At 72.2% G+C, this 14,797-nt stretch carries 9 protein-coding genes; 6 read left to right on the plus strand and 3 right to left on the minus strand.

Features of this window, described 5'->3' with window-relative positions; genetic code table 11:
- Nucleotides 1–103 precede the first annotated feature (103 nt).
- From leuA to WME90_RS25475, 6 genes are all read left to right on the plus strand, one after another.
- Entirely contained in the window at nt 104–1,795 is a 1,692-nt protein-coding gene (gene leuA / locus WME90_RS25450; protein WP_437274582.1) for a 2-isopropylmalate synthase, read from the plus strand.
- 392 nt (nt 1,796–2,187) lie between these two features.
- Nucleotides 2,188–3,759, plus strand: coding sequence for a glycoside hydrolase family 43 protein (locus WME90_RS25455; RefSeq protein ID WP_437274583.1), 1,572 nt, complete (start codon nt 2,188–2,190; stop codon nt 3,757–3,759).
- A 325-nt stretch (nt 3,760–4,084) separates the two neighbouring features.
- Nucleotides 4,085–4,831, plus strand: coding sequence for an RNA polymerase sigma factor (locus WME90_RS25460; protein WP_437274584.1), 747 nt, complete (start codon nt 4,085–4,087; stop codon nt 4,829–4,831).
- Complete coding sequence (locus WME90_RS25465; protein ID WP_437274585.1) at nt 4,828–5,859, plus strand: hypothetical protein; 1,032 nt, start codon at nt 4,828–4,830, stop codon at nt 5,857–5,859. Before WME90_RS25460 ends, WME90_RS25465 begins: the two co-directional genes overlap by 4 nt.
- Complete coding sequence (locus tag WME90_RS25470; RefSeq protein WP_437274586.1) at nt 5,856–8,780, plus strand: CHAT domain-containing protein; 2,925 nt, start codon at nt 5,856–5,858, stop codon at nt 8,778–8,780. Before WME90_RS25465 ends, WME90_RS25470 begins: the two co-directional genes overlap by 4 nt.
- A gap of 91 nt (nt 8,781–8,871) precedes the next feature.
- Nucleotides 8,872–9,390 carry a hypothetical protein gene (locus tag WME90_RS25475; protein ID WP_437274587.1) on the plus strand — a complete coding sequence of 173 codons (519 nt, stop codon included), beginning with the start codon at nt 8,872–8,874 and terminating at the stop codon, nt 9,388–9,390.
- 366 nt (nt 9,391–9,756) lie between these two features.
- Here the strand turns inward: WME90_RS25475 and WME90_RS25480 are convergent, their stop codons facing one another.
- The 3 genes from WME90_RS25480 to WME90_RS25490 all read right to left on the minus strand — a co-directional run bounded on the left by WME90_RS25480 (nt 9,757) and on the right by WME90_RS25490 (nt 14,769).
- Nucleotides 9,757–11,412 (minus strand): LamG-like jellyroll fold domain-containing protein, encoded by a 1,656-nt coding sequence (locus WME90_RS25480; protein WP_437274588.1) that lies wholly within the window; start codon nt 11,410–11,412, stop codon nt 9,757–9,759.
- 260 nt (nt 11,413–11,672) lie between these two features.
- A complete protein-coding gene (locus WME90_RS25485; protein ID WP_437274589.1) occupies nt 11,673–13,157 on the minus strand; it encodes a cytochrome P450 in 1,485 nt (494 codons plus the stop codon).
- A 94-nt stretch (nt 13,158–13,251) separates the two neighbouring features.
- Nucleotides 13,252–14,769 carry an SDR family oxidoreductase gene (locus WME90_RS25490; protein WP_437274590.1) on the minus strand — a complete coding sequence of 506 codons (1,518 nt, stop codon included), beginning with the start codon at nt 14,767–14,769 and terminating at the stop codon, nt 13,252–13,254.
- Nucleotides 14,770–14,797: the final 28 nt, after the last annotated feature.

Here is a 14,797-nt window from a genome sequence, read left to right on the forward strand (position 1 = left end):
CCTCGCAGCTCGGCCCCCTCGGTTCTCTTGGTCCCGGTGGGGGTCCTCCGCAGCGTCGTCGTGTCGTGACGACTCCCATCGCTAGCTTTCAGGGAGTCCTCTCATGTCCACGATGCCTGTCCACAAGTACAAGCCTTTTCAGCCCATCCATCTGCCCGATCGCCGCTGGCCCGGCCGCGTGATCGAGAGGGCGCCGCGCTGGTGCAGCGTGGACCTGCGCGACGGCAATCAGGCGCTCGTCGAGCCCATGGGCCTCGAGCGGAAGCTCCGCCTGTGGCACGAACTGCTGCGCATGGGGTTCAAGGAGATCGAGGTGGGCTTCCCCAGCGCATCGCAGCCCGACTTCGATTTCGTCCGCTCGATCATCGACCAGGGGCTCATCCCGGACGACGTGACGATCCAGGTGCTCACCCAGGCGCGCGCCGAGCTGATCGAGCGCACGTTCGAGGCCATCCGCGGGGCGCGCCGCGCCGTCGTCCACCTCTACAACTCCACGTCCACGCTCCAGCGGCGCGTGGTGTTCGGCCTGGACCGCGCGGGCATCGTCGAGATCGCCGTGCGCGGGGCGCGGCTCGTGAAGGAGCTCGCTGCGCGTCTGCCCGAGACCGAGGTCGTGCTCGAGTACTCGCCGGAGAGCTTCACGGGCACCGAGCTCGATTTCGCGAAGGAGATCTGCGAGGCCGTGATGGACGTGTGGGAGCCGACCCCCTCACGAAAGATCATCCTGAACCTGCCCGCGACCGTCGAGATGGCGACGCCGAACGTGTACGCGGATCAGATCGAGTGGATGCACAGGAACCTGAAGCAGCGCGACAGCATCGTGCTGAGCGTACACCCGCACAACGACCGCGGCACCGCCGTGGCCGCGGCGGAGCTCGCGGTGATGGCCGGCGCCGACCGCGTCGAGGGCACGCTGTTCGGGAACGGCGAGCGCACGGGCAACGTCGATGTCGTCACGCTGGCGCTCAACCTGATGTCCCAGGGCGTCGATCCCGAGCTCGAGATCCACGACATCCAGTCGCTCAAGGAGACGGTCGAGCACTGCAACCGCCTGCCGGTCCACCCGCGCCACCCGTACGTCGGCGAGCTCGTGTACACGGCCTTCTCGGGGTCGCACCAGGACGCGATCAAGAAGGGGTTCAAGGCGCTGCGCGAGAGCGGGAGCCCGCTCTGGGAGGTGCCCTACCTGCCCATCGATCCGCAGGACGTCGGGCGCAGCTACGAGGCGGTGATCCGCGTGAACAGCCAGTCCGGCAAGGGCGGCGTGGCCTACGTGCTCGAGAGCGAGCACGGCTACGCGCTGCCGAGGGGGCTCGCCATCGAGGTGAGCCAGGCCGTGCAGCGCAGGGCGGAGCGGACCGAGGGCGAGGTGCAGAAAGCCGAGATCCTGGCGATCTTCGAGCGGGAGTACGTGAACCGCGGGGGGCCGCTCCGCGTCACCGGGCACAGGCGCGTCGGCCAGGGCGCGGACGAGCGACACGAGCTCCAGCTGCAGATCCGGGGTGTCGCCCACGTGCTGAGCGCCGCCGGCGGCAGCCCCGTCGAGGCGCTCGCGAGCGCGCTGTCGCGGCACACGGGGATCGCGATCGCGGTGGACGAGCACGCGGCGCACGCGCTCCCGAGGAGCGCCGGCGCCGAGACGGCGGCTTATGTGGCCATCTCGGTCGGGCGCAAGCGCAGCTTCGGGGCGGGGACGCACGGGGACGCCGACATGGCGTCGCTCGCCGCCGTCGCGTCCGCGTGGAACCGCGCCCGGCCGGTGGACGCGGCGCGGCACGCGGCGGCAATGGAGTGAGCGGGCGCCCGGTCCCCCTCCCCCACTGCCGCCGAAGACGCCCGCGCGGCGGAGCGAAGCGTCTGGACACGCACGAGCTCGGTGCTACCCTCGCCCGCCAACGGCGGAGCTCCTCCGACGGGTCCGGATGCGCGACCACGGATGGCAGATGCGGGAACCAGCAGGGGCGACGTTGCGGACGCCACGTTCCCCTATGATCCCTCTCCCCCGCGCTGCATGCCGAGCGCACGCCGCCCCCCGAGCACCCTGTGGATACGCACCTCGGGCGCCTCACCCCAACGCGCGAGCGGCGGGGCATGGGCACGGTGCGCCCAGGATGCCGAGCATATCCGTGAAGCGCTGGAAGCAGGACTGGCTGCGCTGGAACAAAACGAGACAATCAAGGTGAGTGAATGAGCAAGGTTGAAAATCCGGCACTGAGAGGGTTCAACCCCGATCCGTCGATCGTGCGCGTGGGGGACGATTACTACATCGCGACCTCGACGTTCGAGTGGTTCCCGGGCGTCCAGATCTCCCATTCGAAAGACCTCGTCAACTGGCGGGTGGTCGCGCGGCCGCTGGAGCGGTACTCGCAGCTCGACATGCGTGGCAACCCCAACTCCGGAGGGATCTGGGCGCCGTGCTTGACGTATGCAGACGGCTTGTTCCACCTCATCTACACGAACTCGCGGCGCTGGGCGGGGTCGTTCAAGGACGTCCACAACTACCTGGTCACCGCGCCCTCGATCACCGGTCCGTGGTCGGAGCCCATCTACCTGAACAGCTCGGGGTTCGATCCTTCGCTGTTTCACGACGACGACGGCCGCAAGTGGCTTGTGAACATGGTGTGGGATCACCGGCCGGGCAACAACCCGTTCGGCGGGATCATGCTCCAGGAGTACGATCCGAGGGAGAAGAAGCTCGTGGGTCCGGCGGAGAACGTCTTCCGAGGCACCGCGCTGGGGCTCGTGGAGGGGCCGCACCTCTACAAGCGAGAGGGGTACTACTACCTGTTGACCGCGGAGGGGGGCACGTTCATCACGCACGCCGCGACGGTGGCCCGCTCTCGCTCGATTCACGGCCCCTACGAGGTCATGCCCAACAATCCGCTCATCTCCAGCGCGTCCCACCCCGAGGTGCGGCTCCAGAGCGCCGGCCACGGGAGCTTCGTGGAGAACAAGGACGGCTCGTGGGCGCTGGCGCACCTGTGCCGCCGCCCGTTGCAGAACGGCCGGTCGACGCTGGGGCGTGAGACGGCGCTCCAGGCGATCACCTGGGTCGAGGGGTGGCCGCGGCTGGCCTCCGGCGGGCAAGTTCCGCTGGACGTTTACGAGGGGCCCAACCTTCCTCGCCACGAATGGCCGAAGGCACCGGAGCGCGACGACTTCGATAAGCCCGTGCTGGCGATCGAGTGGCAGTCGCCGCGCGTGCTGCCTGCAGACGTGAGCAGCCTCACCGCCAGGCCTGGGTACTTGCGCCTGATCGGGCGCGAGAGCATCACCTCGAACTTCGAGCAGAGCCTCGTCGCGCGGCGCCAGCAGGCCAAACACGTGCAAGCGACGGCGTGCATGCAGTTTGCCCCTCAGCACTTCCAGCAGATGGCGGGCATCGTCGCGTTCTACAGCACGGACTCGTTCTACTATCTCTACGTCTCGCGGGCGCCTCACGCCGAGAAGGCCCTGTCGCTCATGAAGTGCGAGCGAGGGAACCTGTCGTTCCCGGTCGAGAAGGAGTACCCGCTGGACGGGCTGGAGAACATCTTCTTGCGGCTCGAGATCAAGGACGATCGCATCTCGTTCTCCTACTCGCGAGATGGCGTCGCCTACCACACGCTGGGGTGGGAGCACGACGCGTCGATCCTGTCGGACGAACACGCGGTGCCCTGTGGGTTCACGGGCAACTTCGTCGGGATGGCGTGCCAGGACCTGGCCGGCACACGCCTGCACGCGGACTTCGATTGGTTCGACTACCGCGAGATCGGGTGACGCCCGGACAGGGAGGCAGGTGCAGCATCACGCTGCGCTAGCAGCCGAGCCGGCATCGAGCCCTCGACGCCGGCGCCCACGCGGACCGTCACCTCCCTGCACCGCCACCCCCTCGAGCCCCGTCCCCGGCGGTGCCGCATGAAGCGATGACGCAGACAACTCGGCTTGAGCTTGGGACGGAAGCGCGCGTCGCGACCTTGCGCTTCGCGCGCCGTTGCGCGTGAAGCGCCCCGCGATCGATTGAATTTCAAGTTCGACTGACGGCCCGCGCGGCGAAGACGTGGCCGGATTGACGGGCGTGTGTCGCGCGTTTATCCGTGCGCCGATGCCCCCGAGCTCTCTCTTGCCCGCGCAGCCGCGGACGTCCGACGAGGACGCGCGGCGGGGACCGGCAGACGCCGGCGCCCCGGGCCCGGAGGCCTCGCTCATCGCGCGGGCCGTGGCGGGGGAGCCGGCCGCGGTGAGGGCGCTCGTCGATCTGCTCACGCCCACCATCCAGGAGCGGGTGATGCGGCCGCTGCTCCGCCGGCGGCGGGCCGCGGGGTACCGCGACGTCAGGCAGGAGGTCGAGGACCTGACCCAGAGCGTGTTCCTCGCGCTCTTCGCGGATCGCGGGCGCACGCTGCGCCAGTGGGACGCCGGCAGGGGGCTGTCGCTCGCGAGCTTCGTGGGGCTCGTGGCGGAGCGCGAGGCGTGCTCGATCCTGCGCAGCCGCCGCCGGAACCCCTGGACCGAGCAGCCGACCGAGGACGACGCGCTCGAGCGCGTGGACGGCGCCTCCGTGTCGCCGGAGCCCGCGGCGATCTCGCGCGAGCTGCTCGCGGCGATCGCCAGGAAGCTGCGCGATCGCCTGAGCGAGCGCGGGGTGGAGCTCTTCTATCTGCTGCTCGTCGACGAGCGCTCCACCGAGGAAGCCTGCACCATCACCGGCATGACGGCGGACGCCGTGTACGCGTGGCGGAGCCGCATCGGCCGGCTCGTCCGGCAGATCGGCGCGGAGCTCGCGGCCGAGGCGGAGCCGAGAGGACACAGCGCCTCGCCGAGCGCTGCGAGCCCCGGAGGGGCACGATGACCGACGACGATCTGCTGAAGGCGCTGGCGCGCGTGGCGCGCGAGCAGGACCGGGCGAGCGATCCGCGCTGGTCCGCGAGGGCGCTGGGGACGCTCACGGCCGGCGAGCGCGACGCGCTGGAGGCGGAGGCGCAGCGCTCCCCGGAGGACCGCGAGGCGTGGGAGGCGTCGCGCCCGCTGGACGGAGAGGCGCGGTCGCGGATCACAGACCGGATCCTGGCCGGGCTGCCGGCGAGCGCGGGCGAGCGAGGCGCGGAGACGGCCGGCGCGGGAACGGCAGGCGCCGCCGCGGCAGCAGGCGCGGAGATGGCAGGCGCCGCGGCAGCAGGCGCAGAGACAGCAGGCCCGCCAGCCTCTGGGCAGCGCACGACGGCGACGCGCGGCGGCCAGGTGATCCCGCTCCCGCGAAAGCCGGGCCGGGCGCGCTGGCTGATCGCGGCAGCCGCCGTGGCCGCGGCGGCCGCGGCGCTCCTCGTCGTGCGGCTCTCGGCGGAACGCGGCAACGGAACGCCGCGCGGCCTGCTCGACGACCCGGGCGCGCTGGCCATGCTCCCGGTGCCCGCCTACGCCATGACGCTCGCTGGCGGCGAGGTCAGCGAGCGCTCCGCCGGGAGCCACGCCGACACGCCCGCGACGGCGCGGCTCGGCCCGGGATCGCGGCTCGAGATCGCCCTGCGGCCCTCAACCCGGGTCGATGGCCCCATCGCGGTGCGCGCCTTCCTGATCCAGGGCGAAGCGGCGCGCCCCTGGGACGTGCAGGCCGACGTCTCGGACCAGGGCGCGGCGCGCATCGAAGGCGACACGGAGACGCTCTTCCGCGGGGTGCCCGAGGGCGAGTGGGAGATCGCCATCGCGATCGGGCGGCCAGCAGCGCTGCCAGACGGCGCGGCCGGGGTGGTCGACGCGCGGCCGCACGACGGGAAAGATAGCACTTTCCGAGTGTTACGGTTCAAAGTGCTGCTCCTCCCGCGCGCGGCGCCGCGCCCGAACCCCACCGCCGGACCCGCCACGCCCTCCAAGGGCCCGTGACGCGCCGGCGAGCGCTCCGGCCCGTGCTGGGCGCGGCGATCCTCGGCGCGGTGGCGCTCGCCCCGGGAGGCGATGCGCGCCGCCCGGAGGCGCCCGCGGCCTCGGCGAGCGCCGCGGCGCCCGCGACCCCGGCGACGTCCGCAACCGCGGCGCCCGCGCCGCTCCTGGAGGTGGAGTTCGCCGGCTGCAGCGCCGTGTACGCCGGACCCGCTTGCGCGCTGCCAGACGATCGGATCCTCCGCATCTGGGTGAAAACCCCGGCGGACGCCCACGTCGCAGTAGCGGTCGACGCGGCCGCCGCGGCAGACACTCCCCTTGCCGGGCTCGATGGCGCGGCCGCCGCGGCGGACACGCCCCTCGCCGCGCTCGATGGAGCTCGCGTCCAGGAAGGCGTGCTGGCGCGCGTCCCCGTCCCCGAAGGCGCCCGCGGCCTCTCGGTGACCGCCGAGCGGGGCGGCGAGCGCGCGTCCTTCCGCCTGGAGCTCCGCCCGGCCGCCGACGCGCCCCGACTGAAGGAGGCCGAGGCGCTGCGCCGGAGCGGCGATCTCGACGCGGCGTCCTCGGCGCTCGACGCGCTGGTGTCCGACGCGGACCCCGCGGTCCAGGCCCTGGCGATCGGCAAGCGAGCGCGCGTGGATCTCGCGCGCGGCAGGATCCCGGAGGCGATCGCGGGCTTCGAGGCGTCGATCCGGGCGCACCGGGCGGCGGGGCGCATCTCCGACGAGTTCCTCGACCGCTTCGCGCTATCGTACACGCTCCTCTACAACGGGCGCAGGTTCACGGAGGCGCGGGCAGCGCTCGACGCGCTCGGGCCGCTCGAGGCGAGCCACCCCGAGGGGCGCGCGGTGAAGCCGTACTACGCCGCGCTGCTCGCGTCCGAGGCGGGCGACCTGCGCGCGGCGCTCCGGCAGCTGGACGCGTCGGCGGCGGGCGCGAAGCGCCTCGGCCTGAGCGACCACCGGTTGCACGTGCTTCAGGAGCGCGCCGACGTGCTCCAGACCCTGGGCCGACCGCTGGAGGCGCGGGCGCTGCTGCGCGACGTGCAAGCGTCCTCCCCCGCCGGGAGGGCCCCGTGCGAGCGAGCCTCCCTGCTGAACGACCTCGGCTGGAACGCCCTCCAGATCGCGTGGGCGAGCGGCGGGTCCAGCGGGCAGCCCGCGCGCGCCGAGCGGCCTCGATCCCTCGCGGACGCGGAGGCGCCGCTCACGGCCGCGCTCGATCTGTACGGGGCCGCGTGCCCGAGGCCGGCGCAACGCGCGAACACGCTGACGAACCTGGCCCTCGCGAAGCTCGAGGCCGGTCAGACGGAGGCGGCGCGCGCCCTCCTCGACGAGGCCCGGCGGACGGACGCGCGCCCCGACGCCGGCGTGGCGATGTACTGGCTCGAGATCGAGGGGCGCATCGCGCTGGGCAGCGGCGATCCTGCGAGGGCGCTGCAGGTCTACGGGCGGCTCGCGCGGCTCGCGGAGGCGAGCGACCTGGCGGAGGGCCGCTACCGCGCGGCGCTCGGCCGTGGGCGGGCGCTCGAGGCGACGGGGCGGCTCGACGCGGCCGCCGTGGCCTACGAGCAAGCGGAGGAGGTGCGGGGCGACCTCAGCGCGCTCGTGCCGCTCGGGCAGGGCCGGGGCGGTTACCTCGGCCGCCTCGAGGAGAGCGCGCGGCTGCTCGTCGACCTCCTGCTCCGGCGCGATCCGCGCCGCGCCCTGCGCGCCGCGCGGCGATCACGCGCGCGCTCTCTCGCGACGCTCCGCTGGATCGACCGCATCGAGGCGCTCGGCGGCGAGGAGCGGGCGCGCTGGGAGAGCGCCCTCGCGGCGTACCGCGAGGCGCGCGCGGCCTTCGACGAGGAGGGGCGCGACGACTGGCGGCTCTCGTCGGACGAGCTCGAGGCGGTCCGGGTCGCCCGTGCGTCGCGCGGGCGGTCGATCCGCGCGTTGATCGACGAGGCGCTGCTCCTGGTGCGGCACGGGGAGCCGGCGGCGGCGGAGCTCGCGGCGACGCCGGCGCTGGAAGAGGGCGAGCTGCTGCTCGTGGTCCATCCGATCCGCGAAGGGTGGGCCGGCTTCGCCGTCACCCGCGACGGCGTCGCGGCCCGGCGGCTGCCGGCGCTCGATGTCTCCGCCCCCGGCGCGGCGCTGGCCACCCGGCTGCTCGCGCCGTTCGATGCGCAGCTGCGCGCGGCCACGCGCCTCCGCGTCGCCGCCCATGGCGAGCTCGATCGCGTCGACGTCCACGCCCTGCCCTGGGACGGCGCGCCGCTCGTCGCGCGCATTCCGGTGACGTACGGCCTGGATCTCCCCCAGCGCGGCGCCCGGCCCGCGGAGGGAGCCGGCGCAGGCGAGGCGCCGGAGCGCGCGCTCGTCGTGGCGGATCCGCGGCGCGATCTGCCGGCCGCGCGGCGCGAGGCGGACGCGGTCGCGGCGGCGCTCGAGGGGAAGGGGCTGCGCGTCGAGCGGCTGTCGGGCGGGCTCGCCTCGCGCCGCGCGGTGGCCGGCGCGCTGGAGGAGCCCGGGCTCGCGCTCTTCCACTACGCGGGCCACGGCTTCTTCGGGGGCCTCGACGGCTGGGACAGCAGCCTCGCGCTCTCCGGCGGGAGCGAGCTCGCCGTGGGCGACATCCTGGCGCTGCGCCGAGCGCCCGCGCGGGCGGTCCTGTCCGGCTGCGATACGGCGCGCACGGAGGCCGCGTCCGGGGCGCGGGGGCTCGGGCTCGGCCTGGCCCAGGCGCTGCTGATCGCCGGCGCGCGCTCGGTGATCGCGGCGACGCGCCCGGTCGACGACGCCCTGGCGGAGCGGGTGATGGCCGCGCTCTACGCCGGCGAGCGAGGAGATCCAGGCGCGCAGCTGCGCGAGGCGACCCTCGCGGCGCTGCGCGCGGATCCGTCGAGCGACTGGGCGAGCTTCCGGGCGCTGGTCCCCTGAGGACCCCGAAGAACGTTCGAGATCTGTCAGAGGTCGGGAGGCGACGGCGAAGAACAGATCGACCCCGGAAACGATACGGAGGATCCGAACCATGCGAAGCTCGATTTTCGGTCTGAGCACCCTTCTCCTCATCGCGTGCGGTCCGTCGATGCACGCCACGCCTATCGAGTCGGCCGCGGACACCGGCCAGGCGGCGCAAGCGCTGTCATCCCCGGTGCGGCCGCAGCCGCCACCCCCGGTCCTGGACAGACCCGATCGACCGCGGATCCCTCAGTGCGGCGCGTGCGCGGCATACGTCCTGGGCACTCGGACGCTGTACCTGGTCCTCGCTGACATGGACCCGATGCCCAAGGTCTCGGTGAAGTTCCTATCTTCGGAGCCGAAGAATGAGCCGATCGAGAGGCCCGAGCTCAGTCCGGCCCCCGACGGCACCGGGAGGGCCGTCTACGTCGTGCCCAAGGGGCCGATGGCCGGTGTGGCAGAGGTCATCGTGCAATGGACAGCCCAGGGCAATGCGCAGGAGCGCGCGGCGCAGGGACGCACGGCGAAGGAGCTCAGCGCCGGCCTGCAGGACATGTGGGGCGGGTGGACCTCCCTGGACAAGAACTGACGATCCGAGGCTGAAGAGAGGACGCACGCAGGGCCGTCGGGGCGAAGATCGACGGCCCGCTCTGCGCAGGCTCTCATCGAGAGACCACGACGGCGCCCGCCAGGGTTGACGGGCGCCGTCGCTCAAGGCGTCTCGGCAGTCTACGCGCGGCGCGAGCGATTCAGGCTTTGCCGGAGACCTCGGCCGCGCGCGGCCGGCGGCACGGGCCGCGCGGCGTCACGGGGCCAGGCACCTCACAGCGAGACGGGGAGACGGGGAGACGGGGAGATTGGTTGGATTTTACTCCCCATCTCCCCGCCTCTCTGCTCAATTTCTCGTTAGAAATGCCAACCGATGAGGGAATCGGTCAGCTCGAGGACCGCGACTTCAAGGATAGAAGTTCACCGGCACCTTGTTGCTCGCGCCACCCCCGTCGCGCACGCGGATGTACCCGGGGCCGAGGCCGTGCGGGACCTGCACCGTGAGGCTCGTCGAGCTGACGCTGATCGGGCTGCGGATGTTGGCGTTGTTGACGCCAACGAACTCGACCTGCGCCCCGGGCCCGAAGCCCGAGCCGGTCAGGCTCACCGTCGTGTTCCAGTGCATGACGTCGGCGTTGTTGAAGTCGAGCCAGAGCCCGCCGCGCACGAACACGCCGGACGAGAGCATCGGGCTCTCCTGGAGGATCATCTGCTCGTGATCGAGGAAGTCGGTCGCCGGATAGTCGCCGTGCCACGCCATGATCGTCGTGCCCGTGTAGGCGTCCGGGTGGTGCAGGCCGAACGAGTGCGCGAGCTCGTGGGCGACGGTCCCCTTCGGCACGCCCCCGCTGCACTGCCACGTGGCGTATCCGCAGTGGATCGCGAGCGGCTCCCCCACGCCGGAGAGGGGCTCCAGCACCCAGTCGCCCACGAGGGCATATCCGGTATAATCGCCCTGGAGGTTGGCGCCCGCCCAGCCGCCGCCGCCCTGCGCGAAGACGAGCGTGGACTGCCGCGCAGGGAAGCCGCCGACGGCCTGTGACACCGCGTTGAGCCAGTTCGGGAGCTCCTGCGGGTTGCTCCGGCAAGCGCTCGTCGGCGTCGTGCCGCAGCGCATGGTCAGGTAGTCCTGGGACGAGCGCACCGGCTGGACGAAGCCCACGAGGTGGAACGAGCCGCCCGACTCCTCGCGGTACCAGCCGCGCAGCTCGTCCAGATACGTGTTGATGGCGTCGACGTACTCCTGGTGATACGGCTGGTCGCTCGGATAGACGTAATACGCCCTCACCGGGTAGACCTGGCCCGCCGCGAGCTGCGCCACCTGAGCGTCGCTCAGGGCCTGCTGGTAGAGGCGGACCTCGTCGATCAGGCCATTGTAGGCGTTCCAGCTCGGGTGTCCGCCGATGACGATCGGCCGCGTCGACTGCTGCAGCGCGCCCGACGCGGGCGTCGACGCGCGAAGCACGCCGTCGACATAGAGCTTGAGCGCCGCGCCGTCGTACACGCCGGCGACGTGCGCCCACGCGTTGGCGACGGCCGGGGCGTGGACGATCGCGTGCCGGCCAGCGCCTCCATCGGGGAAGGCCACGGAGAAGAAGTATCTGCCGTTGTCGATGCCGAGCAGGAACGAGTCCGCCGCGTACCACTGGTTGATGATGGTGCGGCTCCCCGTCACGCTCCGCGGGTTGACCCAGGCCGCCGCCGTGATCCGGTCCTGGAAATGGAGGTAGCTCCTCCCCTCACTGCTGATCTCCACCCGATCCCCCACCCCGTCGAAGTCGCCGGCCGACAGGGACCTTCCGGGGCTGCAGAGGCGACGGCCGGACATCACACCGAACGCCCCACGGCCCGAGTCCTCGCGAACGCGCGTGAGCGCGCCGGCCGCGCACGTGTCGAAGCTCCAGTAGGCCGCGGGCGTCGGCAGGCTGGCCCGGTCCGCCACGAGCGCGCCGGAGGCCGCGGCCGTCGCCTCGTCTTCAGGCTCGTCCGCGGGGCCAGGAGCGACGCAGCCCGCGAAGCTCGCCGCCAGGGTGAGGAGGATCGATCGAGATACCGTGTGCATGGGAGTCCGCATGGAACGGGATGCCTTTCTCGCCTGGCGCACGCGCTCCTCGTCGGAGCGAGCGGCGCGCCGGCGGTGCCAGTACCGTGGAAGGAGGCGGCGCCCGGGGGTTCATCCCGAGCCGTCCGCCTGCCTGCCTGTTACTTCGACGCGGCTCTCCGGGGCCTGACAGGGATCGAGAAAAAATCGTTGGCGGGGGCTCCACCCGCGAGGAGAGGCCGGACGGTCGCGCCGCCGGCGAGGTGCACCGCGGCAGGCCGTCAGGCCCTGACGCTGTACGGGCAGCCGTGAGCTCGCATGACGGCGGCCGCCGCGGGCTCCGCCACCGCAGGTGCCGCAGCCGCGGGCTCCACCCGCCCCGCCGGCGCCGCGCGTACGGCGCTCGACGGCTCCCGCCGCCTCAGGATCATGCGCATCCCGTTCACCGGCTGCAGCGAGATGAAGCCGCGGCAGCGCGGGTCGAAGCCGGGGACCAGCCGGAGCCGGTAGCGCTGGAGCGCCATGGCGACCATGATCTTGCCTTCCAGCTGCCCCATGAACTCGCCCAGGCAGATCCGCTGGCCGGCGCCGAAGGGGATGAAGGCGAGCTTGTCGTCCGCGCTCCGCCGGTGGTTCGCGAAGCGCTCGGGCTTGAATCGAAGCGGATCGCTCCAGAACTCCGGGTGCCGGTGCGTGACCCACGGGACGATGGCCACCGTCGACCCCGCGGCGACCTGGTACCCGCCGATGACGTCGTCCTCCAGCGGGCTGCGGAGGATGAACGGCACGGAGGGCAGGAGCCGGAGGCACTCGTTGAAGACCATGGTGAGGTAAGGCATCACCTCGATGTCCTTGGCCGTCGGAGACCGGCCGCCGAGGACGCGATCGATCTCGTCGGTGAGGCGGGCGTACACCTCGGGGTGCCGCGCGAGCTGGTACAGCGCCCACGAGGCGGTGACGCTCGATGTCTCGTGCCCGACCATCAGGATGGTCTTGATCTCGTCCCGCAGCTGCGCGCGGTCCATCTTGGCGCCGGTCTCGGGGTCGACCGAGTTCATGAGGCGGACGAGCACATTGTCCTCGCCGCCCGGGCCGCGCTGGTAGCCGTCGATGATCCCGTCGATCACGGCGTGCACGCGGTCCATGGCCCGGCGGAAGCGCAGGTGGCTCGGCAGCGGCCAGGACAGGGGCGGGTTGACCAGGGAGTACATCCGCTTGAGCGCGATCGACAGCGCATATTTGAACGCCTCGCGGACGGTATCCGTGTGGGCCTGCAGCGCGGCGCCGAAGAACGCCTCGCCCGCGATACCGAACGTCACGTCCATCATGTCGTCGTTGATGTCGCGCTCGAACTCGCCCTGTTGAGCGTCCCAGCGCCGCAGCACCGCCTCCATGTGCTCGACGATGAGGGGCACGAACTTGAGCGTGTTCGCGTGGTTGAACTGGGGCTGCACGTGCCTGCGCTGGCGCCGCCAGAGCTCCCCCTCGCTGTTCACGAGGCCCCACCCCAGCACCGGGGCGAGCTCGTGGTAGCGCTTGCCCTTGGGGTAGTTCCGGACGTTCGTGCGAAGGACGTGCGCGATGTCGTTCGGGTGAAACGCCAGGACGAAGTCCTCGGCCCCGGGCGCCCGCAGGCGCACGACGTCGCCATATCGCGCGAAGAGGTCCTCGTAATGGCGCATGTCGCCGGTCCTGAAATTCGCCAGGTACCGCAGGCTGGCGAGCGGGCCAGGGCCCGGGGGCTGCCGATCGAGATGGGCACTCATGATTCCTCCTTCTTCGCGAGCTGCAAGGGAGACGACGTGGGCCGTTCAGCGCTGCCCCGCGCCGAGCGCAGGCCAGCGCGGTCCATCGCGGCCGTCAGATGCACAGCGACCCCCCGCCGTCGACGGTGAGGGTCGCGCCGTTGATCCTCCGCGCGCCGTCCGAGAGCAGCAGCAGGACGGCCTCGGCGACGTCGTCCTCGGTGCAGAGCCGGCCGCCCGGCGTGCGCGACTCCCAGTACGGGAGGATCCGCTCGTGATCCGGGTAGTTGCTCGTCACGTGGCCGTAGATCGGCCCGGCGGAGACGCAGTTGACCTGCACGTTGCGCGGCGCGAGCTCGACGGCGAGCGCGCGCGTGAGCGACTCCACAGCGGCCTTCACGGCGCCCATGGCGCCGAAGTGCTCCAGGTACCGCGACGAGCCGTTCGACGAGAGCGCGACGATCCGCCCGCCGCCGTGGCGCTCCATCAGGCGCGCGGCGCGCATGGCGCACAGGTGGTAGCCGATGACGTTCGTGCGGAAGGCCAGCTCCCAGTGCTCCGGGGTCGTCTGCTCGAGGGGGCCGAAGCGGCCGTTCGACGCGTTGCTGACGAAGTGGTGCAGCTCGCCGACGTCGCGCGCGATCGCATCGAAGAGCCTGTCGATGTGCGCGGGGTTGGCGACCGAGCCCCAGACGTGCACCGCGTCGCCGCCGGCGCCGCGGATCTCGTCGGCGACCGCCTCGCCGTCGTCCCGTGAGTGAAAGCTGTTGACGACGACCCGCGCGCCGGCGCGCCCGAGCTTCGCGGCGATGGCGCGGCCCAGCCCGCGGCTCGATCCGGTCACGAGGACCGTCTTGCCCGCGAGCGCCACCCCGGAGGCGGGGATCGCGCGCTGCGCCGCGGGGGCCGCCGGCGCGCGCGCCGCGGTGACCTGCGCGGGCGGCGCGGATTCGACGAGGCGCGCGAGATCGCCGACCGTGCGGGCCTCGTCGAGCGCCCCCTCGAGGGCGTACGGCTGGGCGCCTCGCTGCCAGAGGAGCGCGCGGAGGTCGTCGCGCCGGCGGCGGTCGACCCCGAGGTCCTCCTCGAGCCGCGCGTCGGGGACGAGCAGATCGACCGGGTGGCGCGTCGCGTCCGCGAGCGCCTGGACCACGAGGCGCAGCGCCTCGCCCGCATGGCCATTTGCGTGCTTTCCGGCCTCCACATGGCCATTGGCGTACGGTTCGACCTCCACATGGCCATTGGCGTGTTTTCCGGCGTCCACGTGCCCATTGGCGTGCTTTCCGGTCTCCACATGGCCATTGGCGTACGGTTCGGCCTCCACATGGCCATTGGCGTGTTTCCCGGTCTCCACGTGCCCATTGGCGTGTTTCCCGGCCTCCGCGCTGGCCGAGATCGTGCGCGACAGGAGCTCGCTGACGCGGGCCACCGTGCGCAGCTCGTCGGGCGCCGCCTTGAGGGCGTCCGGGAGACCGAAATCCGCGCGCAGCGTCGCGAGGATCTCCCCGCGCTTCACGGAGTCGATGCCGAGGTCCTGCTCCAGGTCGGCGTCGGCGACGACGACCTCGTCGGGATAGCGCGTCATGCGCACGAAGACGGAGCGAACATGGTCGAGAAGCTCATGAGATTGCATCGTCGAAACCTCGTGATTGGTGAGTGAC

Source organism: Sorangium sp. So ce375 (genome assembly GCF_051473855.1).
Taxonomy (GTDB): domain Bacteria; phylum Myxococcota_A; class Polyangia; order Polyangiales; family Polyangiaceae; genus Sorangium.

Bases quoted from the DNA above. Each gene is read 5' to 3' on its own strand.
- leuA (WP_437274582.1), top strand. From the start codon at position 104: ATGTCCACGATGCCTGTCCACAAGTACAAGCCTTTTCAGCCCATCCAT.
- WME90_RS25455 (WP_437274583.1), top strand. From the start codon at position 2,188: ATGAGCAAGGTTGAAAATCCGGCACTGAGAGGGTTCAACCCCGATCCG.
- WME90_RS25460 (WP_437274584.1), top strand. From the start codon at position 4,085: ATGCCCCCGAGCTCTCTCTTGCCCGCGCAGCCGCGGACGTCCGACGAG.
- WME90_RS25465 (WP_437274585.1), top strand. From the start codon at position 4,828: ATGACCGACGACGATCTGCTGAAGGCGCTGGCGCGCGTGGCGCGCGAG.
- WME90_RS25475 (WP_437274587.1), top strand. From the start codon at position 8,872: ATGCGAAGCTCGATTTTCGGTCTGAGCACCCTTCTCCTCATCGCGTGC.
- WME90_RS25480 (WP_437274588.1), bottom strand. From the start codon at position 11,412: ATGCACACGGTATCTCGATCGATCCTCCTCACCCTGGCGGCGAGCTTC.
- WME90_RS25485 (WP_437274589.1), bottom strand. From the start codon at position 13,157: ATGAGTGCCCATCTCGATCGGCAGCCCCCGGGCCCTGGCCCGCTCGCC.
- WME90_RS25490 (WP_437274590.1), bottom strand. From the start codon at position 14,769: ATGCAATCTCATGAGCTTCTCGACCATGTTCGCTCCGTCTTCGTGCGC.